Genomic DNA, 25,577 nt, shown 5'->3' on the forward strand with positions numbered 1-25,577 from the left:
GAACCTCCTAATTTTTACTTGATAATAACACAATAAGTTATATACATAGAAAGGATGTACGCTAGCCATGTTTACTCCAGAACAATTAGAATATGTTCTTATAGGTTTAATTATAGGTATTACTATACTTATATTTGTAACAATTTTGCAAGCTGTAAGATTATCAAAAATACAAAAGAATCAGAATAAGCTAATGCGCGGTATGAAAGAAGAAAACTTAGAGGAAATTTTATTAAAATACATTGATCGAGTAGACCATTTTGGTGAACGGTTGCTTGGTTGTGAGCAGGAAATCAAAGATTTACGTCTACTGTTGAAGGCTAAAGCTGCTAATATCCGTATGATTAGATATAACGCCTATGAGGAATCTGGTAATGATTTAAGCTTTACGATTGCAGTATTGAATGATAACAAAGAAGGATTTGTTATCACGAGTCTATATAACCGCCATGATCAGCGAGTATATGCTAAACCAATTATTAAAGGCGAATCGAGGTACCCATTAACAGATGAAGAGCAAGAAGTGTTGGCTAAATTAACCAAATAGTTATTCGGAAAGAAGATATATGAAATCTATATTATGATATTATCAAATTGTAATCATATTAATGAAATGCTTTAATACAATGATAAAAACATATTAATTGGACTAGTATAGATGGGAGAAAAGCCGATGAAAAGATGTATTATCATATTCTTCGCTAGCATGTTGATATTTAGCACTTTGGCAGGCTGTAGTTCTAGTCAGGACAGTAAAACAATGGCTATATATGGAGATTCTATTATCGCCATGGAACAAGCTAATTCCTATGCGTTTACAATGGACATTAAACAAAAGATGTATCTAACATCGGATGAATTCAGTGATGTTATAGAAATGCAAATGAATATGGAAGGCAGAACTATTGAGAACCCCTTAAGTATAGAAATGGCATTAGGCATGGAATTAGGGGATGCACTGGTACCAGAGCTATCAGACTTAAAGAATAACAAGCTGTTGTATTACCTGGTGGATGATAAACTTTACATGAAAAACCCTTTGTTGGGTGAAGTGTGGTTGGTAGAGCCGATTGCTAACTTAGGAAATCTAGGCTTTGAATTAAATCCGAGTTACTTAGTACAAAGCTTTAATGATGGGAAAGAGCTAGCCACGGTAGTTGAAGAAGACAGGTACTATGTACTAACAATAGACATATCTGAAGAAGAACAGATTAGAAGTATATTTTCTGATATTATTATAGACATGGTTGAAAATATAGGAGCTAACCTAGCAGACGCCTCCGAAGATATTTTTCAAAGCTTAAATATAAATCAACTATCCCTGAAACTATGGGTAGACAAAGAGACAAATTATCAAGAGCGCATAGAACTGGATATCAAAATTGAGATAGACTATGATGGACATATAATGGCAGTAGAACAAAATATAGCTGCTCACTATAGTCAGTTTGGTCAATTTGCAGCTATAGAAATACCAGAGAATGTGCTTTCCTCAGCTGTAAGCTTTGATGAATTTTTGATGAATAGCATTCCTGTTACAAGCTATTAAGTTCTAAAAAATTGAATATCTAAATGAAATTTTTGGTTGCTGACAAACGAGGACTAAAGCTCTGTTTGTAGCAACTTTTTTTATAATTTAAAAGAAGTTTCGACAAATTTCAACAAAAATTTTAAAAAAATCAGAAAAATTGTTAATTTAGGCAGGATTTTTTAATATTTAGTTGAATATGTATAGGGTCGTGATTTTTCTCACAAATTACAAGTGGAAAATCTAGGTTGAAAATTAGTTTTAAAGAGGAGAGATAACGTGAGCAAGGATAATAACAAGCACTTTACTATCATGATTATCCCGCACTCTGAAAAGGAATCAGTTGTACTGAATGTGCCAGTATATATATTTAAAATTCTATCAATTGCATTAGTAATGACTTCCATTTTTGCAATAATGTTTATTAAGCAGTATTATGACTATCGAGAAGAAGCTCAATACGCTCAAAGAAGCATTGCTGAAAACAAATCATTGACGCGAGAGTTTGCTGTTGTAGCTAGGGATGCTATTGAACTTCGCGAAAAGGTAGCTAGAATTGAAGAGTTAGATCAACAAATTAGAAAAGCAAATGAGTTTGATCCAACTAAATCTTATTTTTCACAACAAAACAGGCTGGCACTAGTTGAAGAAGAACCTGATGAGAAGTCGAGGGTTACTGCGAGCTCATTGCTTGCGACAGAGGCGCAGGGTGCTGTTCAGGCCGTTAAAGACTCACTGCCAATGCGTGAAGAAAGTTTGCAGGAGGTTCAATCTTTACTACAGGAAAGACATCAAGAGCTAGCAGCTATTCCGTCAATTTGGCCAACCAGTGGTAATATGGTTTCAGGTTTTGGAATGCGTACAGACCCTTTTACATATCGTCCTGACTTCCATACAGGTATTGATATTGCAAATCGGACGGGGACACCAATCTACGCAACAGCAGATGGAAGAATAGTTTTTGCGAAGTTTGACGGTGGGTACGGTCGTAGTATACTAATAAACCATGGTAATGGAATCTCAACTAGATATGCACACTTATCACGTTATACAGTTGAGCCAGGACAGCATGTTAAGAAAGGTGCACTAGTTGGTTATATGGGGGCAACAGGCAGAGCAACGGGGCCTCATCTTCATTACGAAGTAATAGTAAACGGTAATGCAATTGATCCATACAAATATTTACCATAATTCCTAGGAGGGACACTATGTTTAAGAAGGCAGCACAGAGAGTAGACAAAGTAGATACAGTAGTAGGTCCAGGGACAGAATTCGAAGGTAGTATTAAAGCGACAGGGATAGTTCGAATAGATGGCAAGCTGAAAGGCAGCATAGAAACAACTGGAGATATTATAATTGGAGACCAGGGTGAGGTTACTGCTGATGTAGATGCTAGTAACATTACAATCGCAGGAAAAATCCGTGGAAACATAAGCGTAAAAGATAAAACGACAATCCTTCAAAAAGGAGTAGTTGAAGGAGATATAGATACGAAGTCAATAGTTATAGAAGAAGGGGCAACATTTAAAGGAAAATGTGTTATGGGTGAGGAAAGAAAGCATTCTAGCAACAATCAGAACAATCAAAATAATAAGGGTGGCAAATCTAAAGCTTCCTAATCTCAGCCCCTTAGTAAAAGATAATAATTAGAATCCCAAAAAAAGCTACGTTAGTTGAGCTAAAAACTCATCTAGGTAGCTTTTATTATTGCCTTAAGACAGTGAATATGATGGAACACGTTCCTGAATATGCTTATTAATACTAGGACTAATGAGGGCTATACTAATTGATCTAGCTATCATGTTTGCCATATTCATCACGATGCTTAAGCGCGTATTTTGAAGAACTAGATATTCCATAAAGCCTCCTACATTAACAGTTCCTGTAATATATACGTCGCCAATCTCAGGAAGGTCTTTATTAACTCCAGCACCAGGCTTTAATGAGCCCATACCGACTGTAATATTACCAACACTATTAAGCTTGCCTAGACAGGCATCAATAGCTATGACAAAAGGTTTATGGTATAAATTTTCTATTTTCAGCATAGTTTCTGATAAATTCATTGCATGAACTGGTTCATCTAAAGTACCTAACACATGAGCATTTTTAACATGATAGGATTGTAGCCTAGTACCGACTAAGGGTCCTAACGAATCACCGGTAGAACGATCAGTACCAATACATACGATAACGATATCTTGATTAGCATCTTTATTTGTTAAAAGCTTCTTTAGCCCGTCAACAACTTTAAATGTAGCATTTGGCGTTGTGTAATCGACTTTATATACTTCGCTAGAATCTTTAGTAACAGTAGAGTTATCTAAAGCTCTAGTATTATCTGAATCTTTGTTTCTTCTGAACATAGTTTATCGCTCCCATTTCAAAAAGTAATATCAGTATGTAGAAGAAACAAATATTTTATACGTATCAAAACTATACTCACAGGATTTTCTTTGTATGTAGGGATTTTGTTGAAGGAGGCTCATGGAAAAAAACTACTATGATTGATATAATAATATTTGCTCTAATAATTTGGGGTATAATCATAGGCAAAGAAACAAACTTGTATTATCTTATAGGAGACATTATTGCTATTTGTTTTGTCGTCTTATTTTACTTAACTATTGAACCATTAAATATAACTCAACTACCCATTGGCAGTATTAAAGAGAATTTAATAGCATTTTATCTATGGCTAGACCCAATACATACAACACAGTTGCATAGGGAAGCTTTAATAACAGCCGCCATTGACTTATTTTCGTATTTTCTACTGCTTATGTTACTAGCTGCAGTAATAGTAATTGTCCGAAATGTGGTTGCCGCCTTTAATAGCTACGAGCTTCGAGGTACAACATTGAATGCAGCTTTAGGCTGTGTGCGTTCTATCATGCTTCTGTATATTGCTGTCATCTTATTGCCAGAAGCGATATTTGATACATACTGGCTGTTAGAGCTTTCTAGGGATTCATTTATTATTAAAATTTTTCGTTAAAGGAATTTAAAGATGAATAGAAACTATAATAGACTTTTAACCTTCGACTCGACCCATCAAGCCTTACAATTAGAAACAATATTAGATACAATGGATATAGACTTCGATATTAGACCAATACCACCAGCGCTATATGCTGGCTGTGGACTTGCTATAGAATTTAAAAGTGAGGATATAGATACTGTGAAGCAAGCAATAACTGAACACCAGGTTGTTAGTAAAAGCTTTTATAAAAAAGTGGACAAGCAATATATTGAGCTATAGGGAGGGATAAGCATTGACGCAGGGAAATATAGAGTATGGGCTTAATGACGTGGTAGAGCTAAAAAAAGGCCACCCTTGTGGTGCTAATGAGTGGAAAATTATTCGCTTGGGAATGGACATACGTCTCAAATGTCAAAACTGCGGGCGTAGTGTGCTAATTCCAAGGTTAAAATTCAACAGAAGAATTAGAAAGATATTAAGCAAAGGCAGCGCAGAAGAGTAGCTTGCCTTTATACCATAATCACTGTATGATAATACAAGCTATTAATGCCATTATTTTATGTAAGGAGAGGTTTTGTTAGATGCCACATTCAGTAGGTATTGTAGGTTTGCCGAACGTAGGTAAATCTACTCTTTTTAATGCTATAACACAAGCAGGTGCAGAATCTGCTAATTACCCATTTTGTACAATTGATCCTAACGTAGGTGTTGTACAAGTCCCAGATGAGAGATTAACGAAGCTAACGGAGCTAGTTAAGCCTAAAAGCGTAGTACCGACGGCATTTGAATTCGTAGATATCGCTGGCCTCGTTAAAGGTGCTAGTAGAGGAGAGGGTTTAGGCAATAAGTTTCTAGCCAATATCCGTGAAGTAGATGCGATTGCCCATGTAGTTCGCTGCTTTGAAGATGAAAATATCACCCATGTAGCTGGCAAAGTAGATCCTATCAGTGATATTGAAACAATTAACCTGGAGTTGATTCTTGCTGATTTAGAGTCAGTGGAGAAACGATTAGACAGGGTTAAGAAAATGCTAAAAACACAAGATAAAAAAGTCAAGGAAGAATATGACTTGTTAGAGAAGCTACACGAAGCGTTGGCAAATGAAAAACCAGCTCGAAGTGTTGAGCTGACAAAAGAAGAGCAGGTGATTATGAAAACAATTCACCTACTCACACAAAAGCCAGTTCTATATGTTACCAACGTTAGTGAAGACGAGATTACGGATTTTACTAATAACCAATATGTCAAACGAGTAGTAGACTTAGCTGAAGCTGAAGGTGCTGAGGTAGTAGTTATTAGTGCTAAGGTAGAATCAGAAATTGCTGAGCTAGATGGCGAAGATAAAGAGATGTTCCTTGAAGAACTGGGCATACAAGAGTCTGGACTTGATCAATTGATTAAAGCGGCTTATCGTCTGCTTGGTCTAGACACTTACTTTACCGCAGGGGAGCAGGAAGTACGTGCTTGGACAATTCGTAGAGGCACTAAAGCTCCACAAGCGGCAGGAGTAATCCATACAGACTTTGAACGAGGCTTTATCAGGGCAGAGGTCATACACTTCGATGAGCTTATGTCCGCTGGTTCTATGGTTGCCGCTAAGGAAAAAGGCCTGCTTCGATTAGAGGGTAAGGAATATGTGGTGAAAGATGGAGATGTAATGCATTTCCGCTTTAATGTATAACAAGTATAACAAAAAGCGAGATATCTAAGAAAAACACTTGCAAGTTAATGCTGGTATTGATATAATGTACAACTGGTAGCTGTAATTTTAATAATTATGGCAACCATCCTTGCTTCTGCTAATTGGCAGAGGCCGCTAAGTCCAAGGGGAGGTGAAAGAATGCGTAAATACGAAATGATGTACGTTTTACGCCCTGATTTGACTGAAGAGAACATCGCTGCAATCGTTGAGAAGTTAAAAGGTGTTATTACTAACGAAGGCGGAGAAATTACTGAGTTCAAAGAAATGGGAAAACGTCGTCTCGCTTATGAAATCAAGCACTTAAGAGAAGGTTTTTACTTCTTAAAGAACTTCGATGCTACACCTGAAGTTGTAGCAGAGCTTGAGCGTGTAACTAGAATCAGTGACGAAGTTATTCGTTACCTAGTATTCAGAGTTGACGAGTAAAATTGAGACGGAGGGGAACGTATTATGATTAACAAAGTCGTATTAATTGGTCGATTAGGAGCAGATCCAGAGCTTCGCTATACACAACAAGGAACAGCTGTAGCGTCCTTTAATATAGCTGTTAACCGTCGCACGAAAAAGCAAGACGGCTCTAGGGAGACAGATTGGATTACAATTGTCGCCTGGCAGCAGCAAGCAGAGCTATGTGCCCAATATCTAAAAAAAGGCAGTCAGATTGCCGTAGAAGGTCGCATTCAAACTGGTAGTTATGAAAATAAAGACGGCCAGCGAGTGAGAACCTTTGAAGTAGTAGCTGAGAATGTCCAATTTTTAGATCGTGCTGGTGATGGGGAACAAGGTTCTTCGGGACCAAGGAGCTTCCAATCACAAGGTCAAGACAATACGAATCGTTCAAGTAATAAAGACCCCTTTGCTAACAACGACAAAGTTATCGATATCTCAGATGATGACTTACCATTTTAACGAAACAGTAAGGAGGGATTCTCTTGCGTAAACAACGTGGAACTAAGAGACGTCGCGTATGTGCTTTTTGCGTAGACAAGTCTAATACGGCTATTGACTACAAAGAGCTAAATAAACTTGGAAAGTTTATAACAGAACGTGGAAAAATTTTACCTCGTCGTATTTCAGGTAACTGTGCGAAGCATCAGCGTAAGCTAACAACAGCGATTAAACGCGCTCGTCAGCTTGCTTTATTACCATACACTAACGAGTAAAAAGATAAAGTGGATGATGATTACATCGTCCGCTTTTTTTGTACGATTAAAGCAGGATATATATACCTCAATGTTGAAAGTATAATGTTATAGGAGGTGTATTATAAATGGATAATGGAAGAGACTTTAATATTGCTAAAAATGTAAAAATAATTGATTGGTTAAAAACAGAGCTATTAGACAGTGTAGCCGGGCTATTTAAAGGATTACAAAAGGGTAGTGAACAAATTTTTGTAGATTTTTTGGCAAATATAATCGTATTAACATATATATTAGGTAGAAGACTAGGTCTATCCTTTAGGGAGCTTGACCAAGAGGTTCTTAGTAAGATTGAACATAATAAAGAAACAGGACATCAACTAGAGGAGTGGTTTGGGGATTTGTCGGCCCTCCAGCAGCATATAGATAAGAGGTGACCCATGGATAAGCAAGAAAATCTGCGAGGATTGATTGAAGGAGCTATATTAGGAGCTATATGGCTCGTAATGCTAATAGCTTCTATTTACACACCACTATTTCTGATTGGCTTTATAATTTTACCTATTCCGTTTACAATCATAGCCTATCGCAGAGGAATACGAATTGCCTTAATCTCAGCCTTTGTGGCTGTTATTTTGTCAATTTTGTTTAACCTATTAGTGATTGGCTTTAGCTTAGTAATTTATAGTATTCTGTTAGGTATAACAAGCGGATATTGCTTCCAGCAGAAAAAACAAGCGAACGTAACCTTTACATCAATGGTTCTAGCAGTACTAGGGAGTAATTTGCTAACGATATTAATTATCGGATTCCTAACTGATTATAATATCTTCGCGGATTTAAGCAATACGATTCAAGAGGCATTTGTAGACTCTGAATCTCTTTTAGGTGCAATAGGATTAGGTGCAACTATTACAGAAGCAGACATTGAAGCAATACTTGAGGTTATAAGACTGCTACTACCAACAATTCTAATTGCGGTATCAGTACTGATAGCATACGTATATTATCATACAGCTCGTTATACAATTAGAAGGCTTGGAGAACAAGAGACATTACCTACACTGCCATCTATAGCTGAAATTCAGTTGCCTAAGAAAATACTCTGGTACTATATATTTGCGACTATAGGGATGATTTATCTAACTTTAACAGGTAGTATGGATAATTTCATGTACACATTACTGTTAAATATAGTGCAAATTTTATCTTTAGTATTAGCTGTGCAGGGAATTGGACTTGTGTGGTACTATATGAATAAGAAAAATTGGTCTAAAGTCATTAAATATCCAATAGTAATCATATTATTACATCCTATTTTGCTACAAATCATGACTTGGGTAGGTATGTTTGATATATTCTTCAATTGGCGCAAGCTTCCTAAACAGCGTTAGGGGTGAATAGATTGAAAGTTTCCACGATATATAACCGTGGACCGCGATTTTTTGCTTATTATTCAATGATTTTATCAGGTATTTTAATTGCGGTGCTATATTTCTTTCATAACATAATAGCGCTAGTTGCTTTGATAGCATGGCTGATTCTAGTCGTTTACTTTAAGCGGGTAGAGCTTCAGTATGGAGAAAGCATGGAAGAATATGTCCTGACAATGGCGCGAAGAATTAAGCGTAGCGAAAATCACGCTATGTCTTTTTTGCCTATTGGTGTTATCGTTATAGACGGCGATGGTGATATTGCCTGGTTTAATAACTATATAAGCGAAACTATCAAGCTGGACTTACATGTTGGTGACGATTTTCAAGCAGAATGGGCACCAAAGTTTAATTTACTAAATAAGGATGAGGAAATCCTAGAAAGTGCTAATTTTAAATTTGAAGGACGGGTATTTAAAGTACAGTATGTAAAGGAAGAAGGACTCGTCTATTTCATAGAAGAAACTGCCATTCTAACACTAGAGAAGCAATTTCGGGATTCAAATGTTGTAGTGGGAATGCTACAGCTAGACAATTTCATTGAAATGAGCAAAGAGCTGAGCGAGCATGACTCTTCAATGCTACTTGCTGAAGTAATGACAATTATTTTCGAATGGGCGCATCGTCATAAAATTTTAATTAAACGACTACAGCAAGAGAGCTATATGCTAATATTCGACCAAAGCATCCTAGATCACCTAGAGCAGGATCGCTTCTCAATCTTAGATGAAGTTAAAAAGCTTGAAGAGAGAACTGACATACTTATTACTGTTAGTCTCGGAATAGCAGCAGGTACAAGTGATACAATTGTAATAAAAGGCCAGCAAGCGCAAGAAAGTTTAGACTTAGCATTAGCCCGTGGTGGTGACCAGGTTGCAATAAAACGTGGTGACAAAATCACGTATTTTGGTGGCAAGACTGATGCTGTTGAGAAACGGACAAAGGTAAGAGCCCGAGTTATGGCCCATAGCTTGCGTGAGCTTATTGTAAGTAGTGATAAGGTGTATATTATGCCACATACTCAGCCTGATCCAGATGCCTTCGGGTCTGCATTGGGAGCATTATCGATAGTACAAAGTGTCGGAAAGACTGGCTATGTTTTATTAGATAAGGTAAATCCTTCGATAAGAAAGATAGTAAAATATCTAAAGGATCATGGCATGGGTCAGTATATTATAACACCTGAGGAGGCCCTTAACGGTATTCGAAAAAAGAGCCTGCTAATCTGTGTAGATCATAATAAACCAAGCCTAACAATGGATAAACGTATCCTTGGTCAAACGAACAATATAGTGGTAATTGATCATCATCGAAGAAGCGAGGAAGTGTTTGACAAGCCATCTTTATTATACGTTGAACCCTATGCTTCATCTACCTGTGAGTTAATTACAGAATTAATAGAATATCAATACAATAGTGTAAGGCTCTCGCAGATTGTTGCCACCCTCTTAATGGCGGGAATTGTTGTTGATACAAAGAACTTTGTTTTACATACAGGTTCTAGGACATTTGAAGCGGCATCATTTTTACGACGTGAAGGTGCAGATAGCATGACAATGCAGAAGTTACTTGCAGACGATTTTGATTTGTTCGTAGAGCGTTCGGAGATAGTTAGAAATGCTGAACGGTATGAGAATGGAATAGCTATTGCAAAGGCAAAGGCAAGTGATAGATATGGTACAGTAGTAATAGCTCAAGCAGCTAATACACTAATTACCTTAGATGGAATTCGCGCCTCCTTTGTACTTCAGGAAGTGGATTACGGAGTAGCCATTTCTGCTAGAAGTCAGGGTGAAGTAAATGTCCAGATTATTATGGAGAAGCTGGGCGGAGGCGGGCATTTAACAACTGCAGCGGCTCAGGTTAAGGACGTAACAATTGAAGAAGCCGAGGATCAGCTTAAGGCAGTTCTAAGACAACTGAAAGAAGAAGGGAGCTTATAACGATGAAGGTAATATTTTTAGCAGATGTTAAAGGTAAAGGTAAGAAAGGTGAAGTAAAAGAAGTAGCAGAAGGATACGCACGCAATTTTTTATTTCCTAAGAACCTAGCAGTTGAGGCTAATAAAGCAAACGTTAGCCAGCTCGAACAGCAAAAGGATAGCGAAAAGAAAAAACAGCAGCGAGAGCTGGAAGAGGCCAAACAACTAGCTAAAAAAATAGATGAGGTATCTATAGTAATAAAAACAAAGGCTGGCGAAGGCGGTCGTTTATATGGAGCAGTAACAACAAAGCATATCGCTGATGAATTAAAGAAGCAAAACCTTAAAATAGATAAAAGAAAAATAAACCTTGCGGATGCTATACGTACCCTAGGAACTACAAAGGTAGAAGTTAAAGTATATCCAAAGGTTACAGGTACTCTTACAGTTCAAGTCATCGAAGAATAGACAAAAAAGCCTAATGGGAGGCAAACATAATGGACGAGCTTATCTATGACAGAGTTCCGCCCCACCACGTAGAAGCGGAGCAGGCTGTTTTAGGTTCAATACTCTTAGATAATAACGCACTGATAACTGTCAGTGAATTTCTACAGCCAGAGGATTTCTATCGAAAGAACCATGAGATTATCTATAGAGCAGCAATAGATATATATGAAAAAAATGAACCAGTCGACTTAGTAACCTTGACGACGCATTTACAGAGCAAGCAGCTAATTGAAGCAGCTGGCGGAATAACCTATTTAACGGAGCTAGCTAATGGTGTGCCATCGGCAGCAAACGCTGAATTTTATGCTAGAAAGATAGAAGAAAAGGCTATTCTTAGAAGATTAATTGGTGCTGCCAATGAAATTTCTAAAAAAGGCTATGATGGTGGCGATGAAATTGCGGAGCTACTAGATTTAGCTGAGAGTAAAATCTTTGAAGTATCCCAAAGAAAAATGGGTAAAGCCTTCGCGGAAATCAAAGATGTCTTAATGGATACATTTAATCGCATTGAGAAGCTGCATAGTCAGCGTGGTGAAGTTACGGGCTTGCCGACAGGCTATACAGAACTAGACCGCTTAACCTCAGGTTTTCAGAAGTCAGATTTAATAATAATAGCTGCCAGACCGTCTGTAGGTAAAACCGCTTTTGCCTTAAATGTTGCCCAGAATATTGGAATTCACTCCAAGGTTCCAGTTGCAATCTTTAGCCTAGAGATGTCAAAGGATCAGCTGGTGCAGCGTATGCTTTGTGCTGAAGCTAATATAGATGCTAATCGTTTACGTACAGGGAATTTACAGGAAGACGATTGGCCAAAGATGACAATGGCCATGGGGCGTCTAGCTGATGCGCCGATATTTATAGATGATTCCGCTAACTTGACTGTGCTAGAAATGCGTGCAAAGCTTAGAAGGCTGCAAGCTGAGCACGGCCTTGGGCTAGTGTTAATTGATTACCTACAGCTACTTAACTCACACCGACGCAGTGACAATCGTCAGCAGGAGATTTCTGAGATATCTAGAGGATTGAAGGGATTAGCTAGGGAATTAGATGTACCAGTTATTGCCTTGTCGCAGCTTAGTCGTGCCGTTGAATCGCGTCAGGACAAGCGTCCAATGATGTCTGATATTCGTGAGTCGGGAAGTATCGAGCAGGACGCTGATATAGTTGGCTTCTTATTCCGTGAAGACTACTATGACAAGGAAACTGAAAAACAAAACATTATCGAAATCATAATTGCTAAACAAAGAAACGGACCAGTTGGTAGTGCTGAGCTAGTATTTTTAAAGCAATTTAATAAATTCGTAAACCTAGACAGAAATCATTAGTCAATCATTTTAGAGCACAGTGCATAGTAAGACAGCCTGTGCTTTATATATCGGCGCACGCTTTAACGCTAAAAAGCGATAGCGTAGATTTACGAACAAATATTAAGCTATGTCAAAAAATGTTCGGATTTCCACATTGACAGCAGTAATTTCCAATGCTAAACTAGGAACGGTGGTTGTACTAAAACCAGTATGTTGGAGGTGTTCGCCAATGGCGACAGTAGTAGTTGTTGGTACTCAATGGGGCGACGAAGGAAAAGGAAAAATCACAGACTATTTAGCAGAAAAGGCTAACGTCGTTGCCAGATACCAAGGTGGTAATAATGCAGGTCATACGATTTGCATCGGTGAAAACAAATATAAATTACATATCATTCCTTCTGGGATTTTCTATTCAGAAAAAACCTGTGTTATTGGTAATGGTGTAGTAATTGACCCTAAAGTATTAATTAAAGAATTAGCTTATTTGCATGACCTAGGATTCACGACAAATAACTTACGCATTAGTGATCGTGCACATGTTATCATGCCATACCATATAAAGCTTGATGAGATGGATGAGCTGCGTAAAGGCGATAACAAGATTGGAACAACTAAAAAGGGTATTGGACCTGCCTATATGGATAAGGTAGCCCGTGTTGGTATTCGAATAGTTGACCTATTAGACGCTGATACATTTAAAGAAAAGCTAGAACGTAATTTAGCAGAGAAGAATCCATTGCTGGAGAAAGTTTACAACACTGAAGGATTCTCAGTTGAAAGTGTCCTAGAAGAATACCTAGGCTATGCTGAAGAACTTCGTCAATATGTAACTGATACAAGTGTTGTTTTAAATGACGCTATTGATGCTGAAGAAAAAGTACTATTCGAAGGTGCACAAGGGGTTATGTTAGATATTGACCAAGGAACATATCCATTTGTTACGTCCTCAAACCCTACAGCTGGCGGAGTATGTATAGGTTCAGGAGTAGGGCCAACAAAGATTCACCAGGTAATTGGTGTAGCTAAGGCATATACAACACGTGTGGGTGACGGTCCATTTCCAACAGAACAGAACAATCCGATTGGTGATAGAATTCGTGAGGTTGGTAAAGAGTATGGAACAACAACTGGTAGACCACGCCGTGTCGGTTGGTTTGACAGCGTAGTATTACGCCATTCTCGCCGCGTAAGCGGTATTACAGGCCTATCACTTAACTCTATAGATGTGCTAACGGGTCTTGAAACAGTCAAGATTTGTAAAGCATACGAGTATAAAGGCGAAGTTATCACAAGCTATCCATCAAGCTTAAAGGTGCTTGCAGAATGTAAACCAATCTATGAAGAAATGCCAGGCTGGTCGGAAGATATTACTGGAGTAACAAGCTTTGAGGAGCTACCAGTAAACGCACAGAACTACTTAAGAAAAGTTGAAGAGCTTATCAAAATTCCGATTGCAATCTTCTCGGTAGGACCAAACCGAGTTCAGACAATACAGTTAAAAGAAATATTTTAATACTAGGGCAGTCTTCTGACTGCCCTAGCTATATTAATACACTAAATTTTCCTGTAAGCAATAATCAAAAAAAACATTGCAATTAACTTTAATTCATGCTATAGTAGTTTTTGTCGTCAAAAAAGCAATACAAGATTACTCACTCTAATGTGAGCCATTAGCTCAGTTGGTAGAGCACCTGACTTTTAATCAGGGTGTCACTGGTTCGAATCCAGTATGGCTCACCATCTGCGGAGCTGTGGTGTAGAGGCCTAACATGCCTGCCTGTCACGCAGGAGATCGCGGGTTCGAATCCCGTCAGCTCCGCCAAATAAAGAAGCTTTAGAAATCATTGATTTCTGAAGCTTCTTTATTTATAGCAAAGCAGTGACGGCGCTTTCTAGTAAATAATAACAAGCAATAACATATATACGATATGCTATAATGAAGTGTAGACTGGCATAAGGCATTGATATAGATAATTAGCTAATTAGAGAGGAAGAAGTGGCTATGCGTATAATGAAAGTCATCTTAGTTGTTGCCACGCCGTTGCTGTTGTTTATTAGTCTTATAGCTTTATATTTTAACAATCAAGTTAACTTAACAACATATGCACAACCTGTTATAAGGTCTGCTATTGATGTAGCTAATATGAATAGCCTGAGCGATTGGAGCGTAATTGAGAACGAACTAGTAGTTATTCGGTATCATAGTGTAGATGAAGAAGAAATAGAAATGGTTCTTGAAATTGCAACAGACATAAGAAAATCCCTCGATGACCGCTATCAATTTCATTATAATAAGCCTGTAAATATTGTCATTAAGCCAACGAGAGAAGAGATGCGTGAGTTTTTTGGCTGGGGAGAAAGTGCTAGTGCTGTAGGAGTATACTATGGCAAGCGCATATACCTTTTAGCTCCTTCCCTGTGGGTTGATGCTGACTCTATTGAACAATTAACAGATAAATATCTTAAAATTGGTCCAATTGCCCACGAATACACACACTTTATCATTGATCATAAATACCATAACAATGTACCGCGTTGGTACAACGAAGCTGTAGCACAATATGAAGAATATCTGTATCAAGGCTTTGAGTGGATAGAACCCTATGGAAGACTCAATCAACAGCTCTATAGCTATCAAGAAATGCAAAGAGACTTCGACAACCTGCCAAACCAAGCACTTTCTTATCGCCAAGGATTTATGTTTCTTAAATATCAAATTGATAAATATGGCGAAGAAAAGTATTGGGATTTCATGGGCAAAATAGAGAATAGGTTTCTATTTGAACAGGCTTTTGCCCAAGTATATGGTATAGATATTAGTGACGTATGGCAGGAGTGGGAGCAGCATGTGGTTGCGAACAAGCTGCGATAGATTAAAAAGTCATGGAAATGTAAACATTGCTTGCAGGGTTTTATACTTTAATAGAGAAATTAAACGTAGGTATCTAATAAATTGATTGTAATGAACTAGCAGGCTTATTAAGGTATAGACTTGGAAATTGTATTAATTAGATTGGAGAGGATTATAGTGGCTCATATATTAGTAGTAGATGATGAGAAACCAATTGCAGATATACTGAAGTTTTCGCTGGAGAAAGAGGGCTATCAGGTTGATGTTAGCTATGATGGTGCTTCCGCATTGAGCAAGCTTAAGGCGACCCAGTATGATTTGGTGCTTTTAGACATTATGCTACCAGAGAAGGACGGATTTCAGGTCTGCAAAGAAGTAAGACAGGTTAGTAGTCTGCCAATCATCATGTTAACAGCTAAAGACGCAGAGGTTGATAAGGTGCTCGGGCTAGAATTAGGCGCGGACGATTATATCACTAAGCCTTACAGCACGCGTGAGTTACTTGCTAGAGTGAAGGCAAATCTACGTCGCTACCAGGGAAATGGTAGCAGCAATGCAGCTAATATACTACAAATAGCAGACCTCGTAATAGATTTATCTATGTATCAGGTTAAGAAGAAGCAGCAGGTAATCGAGCTAACACATAGGGAGTTTGAACTTTTAACATACTTAGCGAAGCATAAAGGACAGGTCTTCACTAGAGAGCATCTATTGCAATCAGTTTGGGGCTATGACTACTTTGGCGATGTGCGTACCGTTGATGTTACTGTAAGGCGATTGCGGGAAAAAGTTGAAACAGATCCGAGCAACCCTGACTATGTAATTACCAAGCGAGGAATTGGCTATAAGCTCCAATCTCCTGAGCAAAAAAAAGACAGTATATAAGGTGAGAAAATGTTTAAAAGCATACGCTGGAAGCTGATGGTTGTTTATTTGCTAATGATTTTATTTGCAATGCAGCTCATCGGCTTATATTTTATGAAATCCTTAGAAGATTACCATCTACGTAATCACTCAGAGAATATCTACTCTCAGGCAAATGTTTTGGCTGATTTTTTGGAGCGCTACTTTATAGAAGGAGAACAACAAGAGAACCGGGACTTAGATACACTGGTTAGAGATTTCGCAAAACAGATACGTGCTGATATTCAGATAATAGATGCTAATGCAATAATCATTAGCGATTCAAGTGGCTCACAGTATATAGGACAGAGAAACGTTCAGCTTGAGGTTACGAGAGCTCTTTTAGGTGCAAGAGGGGAAGCGATTCGATCAGAGCCAGAGACAGGCTTTCGTGTTAAAATCTTTGCCACACCTATACGTGCACAAAACGAAATTGTTGGAGCTGTATATATTACATCTTCATTAGAGCCAATCTATAACACACTTAAGGAAGTTAATACGCTGATATCTACAGCAACGGTCTTAGTGCTAGTAATATCGTCAGCATTAGTCATCATTCTTGCTCGAACGATTACGACGCCGCTTGTAGAGTTAACGGGCAAAGCCACTGATATGGCTAACGGTGATTTTAATCAGCAGGTTACGATTTATAGTGATGATGAGATAGGTAAGTTAGGCTTAGCGTTTAATCAATTGACCCTACGACTGAAGAGCGCCTTAGAGGATAATAAAAAAGAAAAGCAGCGGCTTGAAGCTATTTTGAACAATATGAGTGACGGTGTAATCGCCACAAGCTCCGATGGCAAAATTCTTCTGATTAACCCAACTGCTCAGCAAATGATTGGCATATCAGAAGAAAAGGCTATGATTAAAAATATCCTTGATATTCTAGAAATTGATGAACTTAAAAAGGATTGGTTTGATTTAAAAGAACGCACGGCCTTTCAAACAATTATTAATCATAAGACTTCATTATATCAGGTTGTCGTAAGTCCGCTCAAAACTACGGAGACAGCAGCCTATGGAATGCTAGTCATCCTACACGATATTACAGAAAGAGAACAATTAGATCAACAGCGCCGGGAATTTGTAGCAAACGTATCCCACGAGCTTCGAACACCACTTACAACAATCCGCAGCTATGTAGAAGCGCTTGTGGAAGGGGCAGACAGCGATCCAGAAATTAGACAAAGATTTACTGGAGTTATCCAGAATGAGACTGAACGGATGATACGACTAGTTACGGATTTATTGGAGCTATCACAGTTAGATGCTAAAAACATTAGCTGGAACTTCAGAGTATTAGACTTGAATGAAGTAATCGAGGATGTGTTTGACCGTTTTCACGTGCAATTTAATAATAAAGGTATAGAGGGAAACCTATCCTTGATTAAATCAGAAGTGGTTGTATTAGTAGATAGAGATCGAATAGACCAAGTCCTTAACAACCTATTATCTAATGCTGTCAAATATACAAGTAGTGGTGGAGTCGTTAAAATAGAAAATGAAATTATCTGGAGTAAAGGGAAAAGATATGTCCAAGTGCGAGTAAAGGATACGGGAATTGGTATACCGCCAAAGGATACCCAAAGGGTATTTGAACGCTTTTATCGAGTAGACAAAGCACGCTCCAGAGATTTTGGAGGCACAGGTTTAGGACTATCGATATCTAAACAAATCATTCTAGCGCATAATGGGCTTATAGAGATTCAAAGTAAAGTTGATGAAGGAACAACTGTTAAATTCACCTTACCTTTACATGAGGAGGGGTTGCATGATAGAGCAGATTAAAACAGGAATTCTATCAATATTAGTAATCACAAGTATTTTAATGTCAAGCATGCTATGGTATTCAGCTCCTAGCTATGCTCCTCTATTAACGGTAATGAATATTGAGCAAACACAGACATCATCAACACAATATAACCTAGATGATATTGTAATACCTAGGGAGTTTGTAGCCATTGAAGAAGGTGTAGAGTACAGTAGAGTACATCCAAGTAGCAATGTTTTTAATACTATTTACGATCGCATAAAAAGCTTAAATATAACTAATGTCGAGCTGGTGGAAGAAGCATATCAATTAGATGGTATAACGTCTAACCGAGCAATAGAAATGCGTTTCTTTAATAAAATGCCAGTAGAATATTTAGGTCTAGTATTTCGAATTGACAGTAATGAGCTAAATAAGCTAGATACATTAGTTCATAAGGTAACTTTATTCTATGATAATGATGAAGACCGTTCTCGTATATTGTTCGAAGGTAGCCAGATATATATTGCAAACACAAATATTACAGAGGGACGCTTGGCTGAAATTATTAATTTAGCTTCTAGCACAGCCGCTCAAAGATTACAGGCTACGGATTTTGCCAAGCAAACAATCCGTGTTACGGAGCTGAGCAACTCGTTATTCCCTGATCCGACTGCTATCAGGCAAATTGAGGAGGTTGGACAGTCCGTTATATATACTGACGGTAGTAGAGGCCTACGAATAAATCATAGACTGCAGACATTAGACTACACCGATCCGACAGCAGAGTATCGCTATCGAGAGGTAGACTTTGCGACAATGGTCCAGGAAGCGATTAAGTTCTTAAACAGACACCACAGCCTAGTTGGTAACTATATTCTTGCCCAGGCCATAGAAGTATCTCGAGAGAATAATGAATATACGTTAGTGTTTCAGCAGCAGTACAATGGCTATCCAATACTATCAACACGGGAGCTAGCTATCTCAGAGATTAGCTTAAAAATGAAGAATAATCGTGTTATTAGAATGAACCATGCCTCCATCTACTTAGGCCAAGAGCTAGAGCGGAGCGTTGTAAATGTCATAAGTGCCGAAGATATTAAAACTATAATTGAACGGCGAATTGATATCTCAGATAATACGCATGATATCTACTTAGGCTATTACCCTGTCAATGTTGATGAAGAGACTATTCAACTGCGCCCGGTATGGGTGCTCACGCATGGAAGTGTAACAAGGAACGTCTTTGATGCTGTTACGGGGCAAGAAATCCGAATTTAGGTGGTAGGATAATATGGATTTAGCTAGAGCTAAGACAATACTTATCATTGCATTTTTAGTACTTAATGCTATTCTGGTGTATCAGCTATATTTAAAGCAGCAGATTAATACTGATTACTCATTGCTGATTCTAGAAGAGATTAATGAGGTTGAGCAATTACTGGCTGATAATCAAATCTATCTCAATCAGCCAATACCAACTGATATTAGAGATCGTCCTTTTTTGCGGATTAATCGTGAATCACACTCTGTATCCGAGATTAGGGATGCTATTGATGTAGAAAATAATCAGTTAATAGTTAGAATTATTGAAGACAATCACATAGAATACCAATGGATTAAGCAGGATGCAAATGACAGCTTTGCATACGACGTTTCTAGTCATAGCTACACAGAGCTTCCTAGAAAGCTGTTATTTGAAGGAGCGAGCTACCGACCACATTTCTCATCCATAGAAAATGGAAATGGACATATTGTTTACCTGCAATATTTTATGGACTATCCGTTATTTGGTATAACAGCGACGGCATACGTAGAGGAGAACAAAATCACCAGCTGGCGCCAGAAATTTGCAGGAAACATAGAGGCAGAGGACACGGTGCGACCTATTTTAACGGCAGCAACTGCATTGCGTAGGATTACTGGTGAAATTGAATCACACCCAGCTACCATAGAAAAGATAGAGCTAGGATACTATAGCCGTTTTACAGAATCGGATTCCTGGTTGTTACCCCCTGTATGGGGAATTATCCTATCAACGGGAGAAGAATTTTATATTAACGCATTTACTGGTGAGTTAGAAGGATTACAGGAGCATAACGAGTGATATGGTGTTCACAGGACTTGTATAATGTTAACCATAATATTATGATATTGTGTAGGCACAGATTTTGAATATTATAATAATATTTTAATAGTAGGCTCAGTAATAAAATTAATAGTATATTGAGCTATTAAGTTATACATTTGTGATAGATAGGAGGAGACAAGTGAGACTATATCTAGTAAGACATGGGCAAACCGTTGCCAATGCCGAACGGAGGTTTCAAGGACATAAAGATTTTCCGCTATCAGATATTGGTGAAGAACAGGCTAGACGGGTATCCGAGCGTTTAGAGAATACGCCGATAGATTGTTTTTATGCTAGTGACCTAGGGCGGGCTGTGACGACGGCAGAAGTAATTGCTAAGCCACATGGCAAACAGGTGCAGCAAAATCGACTTTTTCGCGAGTATAGCTGGGGTGTTTTCGATGGGCTAACATTAGAGGATGCGGAGTTTCACTACCCGCACGTAGTTAAGAAAAATGTTGAAGACTGGGGTATGGTCGATATTCCCGAGAAGGAAGTTTATTCAGAATTTCTAAAGCGTGCTGACCAAGCATTTCAGCTATTAATTAAAAAGCACATGGGTAAGCGGGTATTAGTAGTCAGTCATGGGCGATTTTTAAATGCTTTAATGACTAGGATTCTAAAGGTTAAAGAGGAAACGATATGGGCGTTTACATTTGTAAATACGTCCGTTACAATAATAGATTTTACACATAATCGTAAGCCAAAGGTGCGGTTATTCAATGATACCAACCATTTAAGTGGCATGAAGGGATACGACGATGTGTTCAAGTAAGTAAATGCAGGAAGAGGGAAAGGATAAACCATGGTTCAATATAGCGTCCTAGCAAGCGGGAGTTCAGGAAATGCAATTTTAGTACAATCAGACAAGGCTACAATTTTAATTGACGCGGGCTTAAGTGGGCGCCAGATAGAAGCAGCTATGGCAGAGATCGGTGTAAGTGCTGACAGTCTTAGTGGAATTTTTGTTACCCATGAGCATCAGGATCATGTTAAAGGTGTAGGAGTATTATCTAGAAGGTATAAGGTGCCTGTTTTTGCAAATCAGCGAACATGGGACGGTATGGAAAGGTCAATAGGAGAGATCAAAGCGGGTTTTTATGAACGCTTTACTACAAATGATCAAATAGAAATAGGCAATCTAGCAGTTAAATCCTTTCCTATATCCCATGACAGCAATGAACCTGTAGGCTATTGCGTCCTTTGTGGCAATACCAAGCTGTCTATCGGTACTGATATGGGTTATGTGAACGACAAAATTAAGGGCTTTCTAATGGATTCCGATGCAATAATAATTGAAGCAAATCATGACATAGACATGCTGCGGGTAGGACCGTATCCCTGGCATCTAAAACAACGAATTCTAAGCGACCATGGCCATCTATCTAATGAAGCGGCAGGGGAGTTGTTAACGGAGATTATTTCTGCGAACACTAAATGTATACATCTAGCGCACTTAAGTAAAGAGAACAATCTTCCACAGCTTGCGCACCTAACTGTCAAATCAATTCTAGAAGAAGAACAATTTAAAGTTGGACAAGAGTTCGACCTAGAGGTTACATACCCAGACAAGCCAACTAAGCTTCGTGCGGTTAAACGGCGCTAGTACTATTGAACGTCTAAGCGCTGGCGAAGGATTAAATTATCCTGCTCAAGATCTAATTCTTGGGCTTTTTCTATTATATCAGAACGATTTATAATACCCTTTTCTACTAACAATTCAATGATTGCGGTAATGACTAACGTGTTTTTATAATCAACCTCCTTTAAATCGGCTAATTGACCGTAAATCTCAAAAAGCTTTCTAGTTTCACTTGAACCACTCATGAAAAATCAACCTCCTTAAACATTTAATAAAGAAACATAGTGCGTATGAGCTTATACACAGTGTGAATAAGTCACGCTAATTTTACGTAGTATTAGAAGTATAGACCAACGGCAAGAACTTATACCTAACTTACAGTGACGGTTATAAAATTACTTAATTCACTGTATGCCTGTCCACGGCAAAATATGCAAATAAACACCACACATCTGTCACATATTTGTCAACAGCCAATTTATTGATGTGAAAATAGTTTATCAGTATAATTAATAGGTATAGATGGGAATATTAAGTATAGTCGTAACCAAAGGAGTGCTGAGAAATGAGCTATGAAGAAGATTTTCATGAAAGAAAAAGTCGTAAAAAAGGCTTCAGTGGGTTTACGGTAATTGTACTTGTGTTAATTGCGTCCTTGATTGGTGGCGGTACGGTAGCAATGCTAGTACCATCAATGATACAAGCAGGGGTGATAGATATAAACGGCGCGCAGAATGCGAATTTTTATGGGAATTCACCAATAGTTCAAACCCGTGACCCGTTAGAACGTCAGCAGACGCAGCTAGAAGTTACTACTGCAATAGTGGATGCGGTTGACCGCGTTAAACCAGCAGTTGTTGGTATAGTAAATATTCAAGGTGGACAGGGATTTTTCTCCAACCATCAAGAGTATGAAGCAGGCAGTGGTTCTGGGGTAATTATAGAGGTGACTGGTAACAGAGCACTAATAGTAACGAACCATCACGTAATTGAAGGAGCAAGGAGTTTATCTGTTACACTGGCAGACGGCGAGCAAGTAGAAGCTAGATTAGTTGGTTCTGATGAATTGACGGATTTAGCTGTACTAGAAATTGACGCTAGACATGTAACGACAATTGCTGCCTTTGGTAATTCGGATGCCCTTAGACCTGGTGAACCAGCAATCGCAATCGGAAATCCCCTGGGATTAGAATTCGCACAAACAGTTACCGTAGGAGTTATAAGTGCTACTCAGAGAGCCTTGCCAGTAAGAATTGGCGGGAATAAAGTATACGAGGTAAATGTTATTCAAACAGATGCTGCTATCAATTTTGGTAATAGTGGCGGAGCCTTGGTAAATATCCATGGAGAACTAATTGGTATTAACAGTGCAAAAATTGCACGTGCAGGTGTAGAGGGCATTGGCTTTTCGATTCCCATCAACGATGCAGAGCCTATAATTAACGACCTTATCGAGCACGGGCGCGTTATCCGTCCATATTTAGGAATTGCTCCACGTGACTTAAATACAGTTCCAGAGCAATATCGACCTGAGGTACCTGTACGAGAAGGAGTTATCCTTTCTGATAATCCAGTTGGCCCTGCAGCAGAAGCAGGCTTAGAGATGTATGATGTAATCGTAGAAATCCAAGGAAGAGCAATCGACAACAGCGTTACATTAAGAAAGGTGCTTTATGGTAAGCGTGTCGGCGATACCATTAATATAGTGTACTATCGAGGTGCACAGTTATTAGAAACACAGATAACCCTCGGTGAACTACCAGAGCTACCATAAAACAAAAATAATAAGTAAAAAGAAAATGCTTGAGGTTACAATTTTACAACCTCAAGCATTTTTCTATTCAAAATATTGATAATAATTAGTGTCAAGCATCAATGCTGAGAAATAAAATTTGCTGTTTACAATTGCCATCATCGTTTCAATATAATCCTCATCAACCTCGAGTCCATCGTTAGCAATAAATTCATTAGTAACAGCATTGTATTTGCCTTTATCGGTGATAAAGCTTCTATTATTAAAGATTACTAAAGGGTCCGAGTCAGAAAAAATATCACGCCCCATCAATAACCTAGAATCATGTTCCAGACCAAATAAGTTAGATAGCGTAGGAACTATATCTAGGCTTGAGCTGGGTCTATCTATAACCTTTGGTTCCATACCCTTTGTGTAGATAATCAATGGACTTTTGTGTAATTCAAAATTCTCTTCTACTGTATGACCATTAAGCTCATTTATAGTTTCATCGTTTAGCCCATAAGGATAATGGTCTGAGCTTAAAACAATTAAGGTATTGTCTGCTATACCTGCTTCCTCTAACTGATCTAACAGATAACGTAACGCCTTATCAAGCTCAATTTGTGTAGCTAGGTACGCCTGCCCCTGTTCGTTATAAGGCAAGTCTTCGACATAATGTCTATTCTTATGTGCCATACTATTGCCAATGAAAGAATACTGCATATGCCCGCTTACTGTCATATAATATGCATGAAATGGTTGCTTATCTATATAATCAGGTATTGATTGCTCCATCATCTCTAAATCTGAAGCAGGCCAGACGTCTGTAACCTCAAGGCCACTACCAACCCCATAATAATCATAGCCCATATTTGGATGTGTGTTTCCGCGGTCATAATATGTGTACGTATGATTATGATATGCGACAGTGTTATACCCTAGAGATTTAAACTGATTTCCCATAACAAATGGCAAATCATTATTGGCAGACTGAGAAAAGCTCCAAACACCACTTTTAGGGATTAACCCCGTTAGTTTTACATATTCACCATCGGTAGTACTGACATTCCAAAGCGGCACATAAAAGTCAGTAAAATGATAGCCTTCATGTACAAGCTTATATAAGGTAGGTGTCACATCCTTATGGACAGCGTAAGGAGCAAAGCTCTCAGCTGTAATTAAGACTAGATTATAGCCTTCGTAAATACCTGTGTACTCATTTTTAGCAGTAGGTTCTACATTCGCAAAATATTGATGCATGCTTTTTAGGGCTTCATCAGATTCGTTTTCAATGAGCGAGTTAAAATCAATATCTAAAACATTATATGAACGTTCTATTTCAATTTCTGCTTCAGTATTATCATCTTTCGGGTTACTGTTACCATTTGCAGCAACTACTTTTAAAGTTGCAGGATCTATGCGAGGTGTCCATCCTGTTGCAAGCCTCTGTAGGTCTAATCGCATGGTTGTAATCATACCAAGCCTATCCGTTGATAGCGCAGGATTGCTGCTATTAAAATACAAATCATAGGGTGAATTAACACCTTTACCAGCAGCGTGAATTGTTGTTATGCTCATTAAGTAAAGAAAGACTACACCAGCAACTAGTGCAATTCGAAACTTCATGGCTGATTGCATGAATACAAACCAACGATTCCTCGTAGCAACGATAATAAAAACAGGCAAAAAGTATAATAGTATCCAGTGAAAATACTGGATTACAAAAGCACCAATATCCTGTCTAAATTCAAACACCTGAGAATACTGTGTCATAGAGTAAACGCTATAGAAGGTTCTGAAGAATTGATAATATAGAAATTGCGAAGTGAAAATCATTGCAGCCAAGATTAATAGAACTACAGATGTAACGTAGTTAGCTTTTTGGCTAGCGAATAAGCTGCTTACCATGAAGAAGATTAAAGCAACAATTATTGAGTATACAACTGATATCAGAAACCCAATAGACAGAAATCCCCCTACAGTAGTAAAACGCAACAACGACTCCATAAAAAGCAAAGTACCCATAAAATAGACTAATAAATTTACATTATTTGAAAATGGTAATCGACTCATGAAATAGTCCCCCCTTTTCAGATAC

Annotated in this window: 28 protein-coding genes and 2 tRNA genes; 27 read left to right on the forward strand and 3 right to left on the reverse strand. The window is 38.2% G+C overall.

Features of this window, described 5'->3' with window-relative positions; genetic code table 11:
* Positions 1-67: 67 nt before the first annotated feature.
* The 4 genes from BHF68_RS05905 (at position 68) to BHF68_RS05920 (ending at position 3,147) form a co-directional block, all read left to right on the forward strand.
* A complete protein-coding gene (locus BHF68_RS05905; RefSeq protein ID WP_069642723.1) occupies positions 68-547 on the forward strand; it encodes a DUF4446 family protein in 480 nt (159 codons plus the stop codon).
* A 126-nt stretch (positions 548-673) separates the two neighbouring features.
* Complete coding sequence (locus BHF68_RS05910; RefSeq protein WP_069642724.1) at positions 674-1,549, forward strand: DUF6612 family protein; 876 nt, start codon at positions 674-676, stop codon at positions 1,547-1,549.
* Between the two features lie 258 nt (positions 1,550-1,807).
* Entirely contained in the window at positions 1,808-2,719 is a 912-nt protein-coding gene (locus BHF68_RS05915) for a M23 family metallopeptidase (RefSeq protein WP_069642725.1), read from the forward strand.
* A 17-nt stretch (positions 2,720-2,736) separates the two neighbouring features.
* The gene (locus tag BHF68_RS05920; protein WP_069642726.1) at positions 2,737-3,147 is read left to right on the forward strand and encodes a bactofilin family protein; all 411 of its coding nucleotides are present in this window, start codon (positions 2,737-2,739) and stop codon (positions 3,145-3,147) included.
* 93 nt (positions 3,148-3,240) lie between these two features.
* On the opposite strand, the gene yyaC is transcribed toward BHF68_RS05920, so the two are convergent.
* Positions 3,241-3,894 carry a spore protease YyaC gene (gene yyaC / locus BHF68_RS05925; protein ID WP_084019243.1) on the reverse strand — a complete coding sequence of 218 codons (654 nt, stop codon included), beginning with the start codon at positions 3,892-3,894 and terminating at the stop codon, positions 3,241-3,243.
* Between the two features lie 137 nt (positions 3,895-4,031).
* Between yyaC and BHF68_RS05930 the strand changes: the two genes are divergently transcribed.
* The 22 genes from BHF68_RS05930 (at position 4,032) to BHF68_RS06035 (ending at position 21,768) form a co-directional block, all read left to right on the forward strand.
* Positions 4,032-4,526 (forward strand): hypothetical protein, encoded by a 495-nt coding sequence (locus tag BHF68_RS05930; protein WP_069642727.1) that lies wholly within the window; start codon positions 4,032-4,034, stop codon positions 4,524-4,526.
* A 12-nt stretch (positions 4,527-4,538) separates the two neighbouring features.
* Positions 4,539-4,790, forward strand: a complete 252-nt coding sequence (locus tag BHF68_RS05935) for a putative Se/S carrier protein (RefSeq protein WP_069642728.1) — start codon at positions 4,539-4,541, stop codon at positions 4,788-4,790.
* Positions 4,791-4,803: 13 nt separating this feature from the next.
* Positions 4,804-5,013: a DUF951 domain-containing protein gene (locus tag BHF68_RS05940; RefSeq protein ID WP_069642729.1), complete on the forward strand. Its 210-nt coding sequence runs from the start codon at positions 4,804-4,806 to the stop codon at positions 5,011-5,013.
* Between the two features lie 79 nt (positions 5,014-5,092).
* Positions 5,093-6,193 (forward strand): redox-regulated ATPase YchF, encoded by a 1,101-nt coding sequence (gene ychF, locus BHF68_RS05945; protein ID WP_069642730.1) that lies wholly within the window; start codon positions 5,093-5,095, stop codon positions 6,191-6,193.
* A 159-nt stretch (positions 6,194-6,352) separates the two neighbouring features.
* Positions 6,353-6,640, forward strand: coding sequence for a 30S ribosomal protein S6 (rpsF, locus tag BHF68_RS05950; RefSeq protein ID WP_069642731.1), 288 nt, complete (start codon positions 6,353-6,355; stop codon positions 6,638-6,640).
* A 24-nt stretch (positions 6,641-6,664) separates the two neighbouring features.
* Positions 6,665-7,123: a single-stranded DNA-binding protein gene (locus BHF68_RS05955; protein WP_069642732.1), complete on the forward strand. Its 459-nt coding sequence runs from the start codon at positions 6,665-6,667 to the stop codon at positions 7,121-7,123.
* Between the two features lie 17 nt (positions 7,124-7,140).
* The gene (gene rpsR, locus BHF68_RS05960; protein ID WP_254006222.1) at positions 7,141-7,377 is read left to right on the forward strand and encodes a 30S ribosomal protein S18; all 237 of its coding nucleotides are present in this window, start codon (positions 7,141-7,143) and stop codon (positions 7,375-7,377) included.
* 107 nt (positions 7,378-7,484) lie between these two features.
* The gene (locus BHF68_RS05965; RefSeq protein ID WP_069642734.1) at positions 7,485-7,793 is read left to right on the forward strand and encodes a MazG-like family protein; all 309 of its coding nucleotides are present in this window, start codon (positions 7,485-7,487) and stop codon (positions 7,791-7,793) included.
* A 3-nt stretch (positions 7,794-7,796) separates the two neighbouring features.
* Positions 7,797-8,750 carry a YybS family protein gene (locus BHF68_RS05970; RefSeq protein WP_069642735.1) on the forward strand — a complete coding sequence of 318 codons (954 nt, stop codon included), beginning with the start codon at positions 7,797-7,799 and terminating at the stop codon, positions 8,748-8,750.
* An 11-nt stretch (positions 8,751-8,761) separates the two neighbouring features.
* Positions 8,762-10,732, forward strand: coding sequence for a DHH family phosphoesterase (locus tag BHF68_RS05975; protein ID WP_084019244.1), 1,971 nt, complete (start codon positions 8,762-8,764; stop codon positions 10,730-10,732).
* A gap of 2 nt (positions 10,733-10,734) precedes the next feature.
* Positions 10,735-11,178: a 50S ribosomal protein L9 gene (gene rplI / locus BHF68_RS05980; RefSeq protein ID WP_069642736.1), complete on the forward strand. Its 444-nt coding sequence runs from the start codon at positions 10,735-10,737 to the stop codon at positions 11,176-11,178.
* Between the two features lie 29 nt (positions 11,179-11,207).
* On the forward strand, positions 11,208-12,542 hold the full coding sequence (gene dnaB, locus BHF68_RS05985; protein WP_069642737.1) for a replicative DNA helicase: 1,335 nt from the start codon (positions 11,208-11,210) through the stop codon (positions 12,540-12,542).
* A 211-nt stretch (positions 12,543-12,753) separates the two neighbouring features.
* Positions 12,754-14,037: an adenylosuccinate synthase gene (locus BHF68_RS05990; RefSeq protein ID WP_069642738.1), complete on the forward strand. Its 1,284-nt coding sequence runs from the start codon at positions 12,754-12,756 to the stop codon at positions 14,035-14,037.
* 151 nt (positions 14,038-14,188) lie between these two features.
* A tRNA-Lys gene (locus BHF68_RS05995) sits at positions 14,189-14,264 on the forward strand.
* 5 nt (positions 14,265-14,269) lie between these two features.
* Positions 14,270-14,346, forward strand: a tRNA-Asp gene (locus tag BHF68_RS06000).
* A 180-nt stretch (positions 14,347-14,526) separates the two neighbouring features.
* Positions 14,527-15,396, forward strand: coding sequence for a peptidase MA family metallohydrolase (locus BHF68_RS06005; RefSeq protein ID WP_069642739.1), 870 nt, complete (start codon positions 14,527-14,529; stop codon positions 15,394-15,396).
* Positions 15,397-15,546: 150 nt separating this feature from the next.
* Complete coding sequence (yycF, locus tag BHF68_RS06010) at positions 15,547-16,260, forward strand: response regulator YycF (RefSeq protein WP_069642965.1); 714 nt, start codon at positions 15,547-15,549, stop codon at positions 16,258-16,260.
* A gap of 9 nt (positions 16,261-16,269) precedes the next feature.
* Positions 16,270-18,069 carry an ATP-binding protein gene (locus BHF68_RS06015; protein WP_069642740.1) on the forward strand — a complete coding sequence of 600 codons (1,800 nt, stop codon included), beginning with the start codon at positions 16,270-16,272 and terminating at the stop codon, positions 18,067-18,069.
* On the forward strand, positions 18,053-19,312 hold the full coding sequence (yycH, locus tag BHF68_RS06020; RefSeq protein WP_069642741.1) for a two-component system activity regulator YycH: 1,260 nt from the start codon (positions 18,053-18,055) through the stop codon (positions 19,310-19,312). Before BHF68_RS06015 ends, yycH begins: the two co-directional genes overlap by 17 nt.
* 13 nt (positions 19,313-19,325) lie before the next feature.
* On the forward strand, positions 19,326-20,138 hold the full coding sequence (yycI, locus tag BHF68_RS06025) for a two-component system regulatory protein YycI (RefSeq protein WP_069642742.1): 813 nt from the start codon (positions 19,326-19,328) through the stop codon (positions 20,136-20,138).
* Positions 20,139-20,301: 163 nt separating this feature from the next.
* Complete coding sequence (locus BHF68_RS06030; protein ID WP_069642743.1) at positions 20,302-20,937, forward strand: histidine phosphatase family protein; 636 nt, start codon at positions 20,302-20,304, stop codon at positions 20,935-20,937.
* Positions 20,938-20,967: 30 nt separating this feature from the next.
* Positions 20,968-21,768 (forward strand): MBL fold metallo-hydrolase, encoded by an 801-nt coding sequence (locus BHF68_RS06035; protein ID WP_069642744.1) that lies wholly within the window; start codon positions 20,968-20,970, stop codon positions 21,766-21,768.
* A gap of 2 nt (positions 21,769-21,770) precedes the next feature.
* Here the strand turns inward: BHF68_RS06035 and BHF68_RS06040 are convergent, their stop codons facing one another.
* Positions 21,771-21,989, reverse strand: a complete 219-nt coding sequence (locus BHF68_RS06040; RefSeq protein ID WP_069642745.1) for a hypothetical protein — start codon at positions 21,987-21,989, stop codon at positions 21,771-21,773.
* Between the two features lie 320 nt (positions 21,990-22,309).
* Here BHF68_RS06040 and BHF68_RS06045 point away from each other — a divergent pair, with 320 nt between their 5' ends.
* Complete coding sequence (locus BHF68_RS06045; RefSeq protein ID WP_069642746.1) at positions 22,310-23,518, forward strand: S1C family serine protease; 1,209 nt, start codon at positions 22,310-22,312, stop codon at positions 23,516-23,518.
* A 63-nt stretch (positions 23,519-23,581) separates the two neighbouring features.
* Here the strand turns inward: BHF68_RS06045 and BHF68_RS06050 are convergent, their stop codons facing one another.
* A complete protein-coding gene (locus BHF68_RS06050; RefSeq protein WP_069642747.1) occupies positions 23,582-25,552 on the reverse strand; it encodes an LTA synthase family protein in 1,971 nt (656 codons plus the stop codon).
* Positions 25,553-25,577 lie beyond the last annotated feature (25 nt).

This window comes from Desulfuribacillus alkaliarsenatis (assembly GCF_001730225.1).
GTDB classification, from domain to species: Bacteria; Bacillota; Bacilli; order Desulfuribacillales; family Desulfuribacillaceae; genus Desulfuribacillus; species Desulfuribacillus alkaliarsenatis.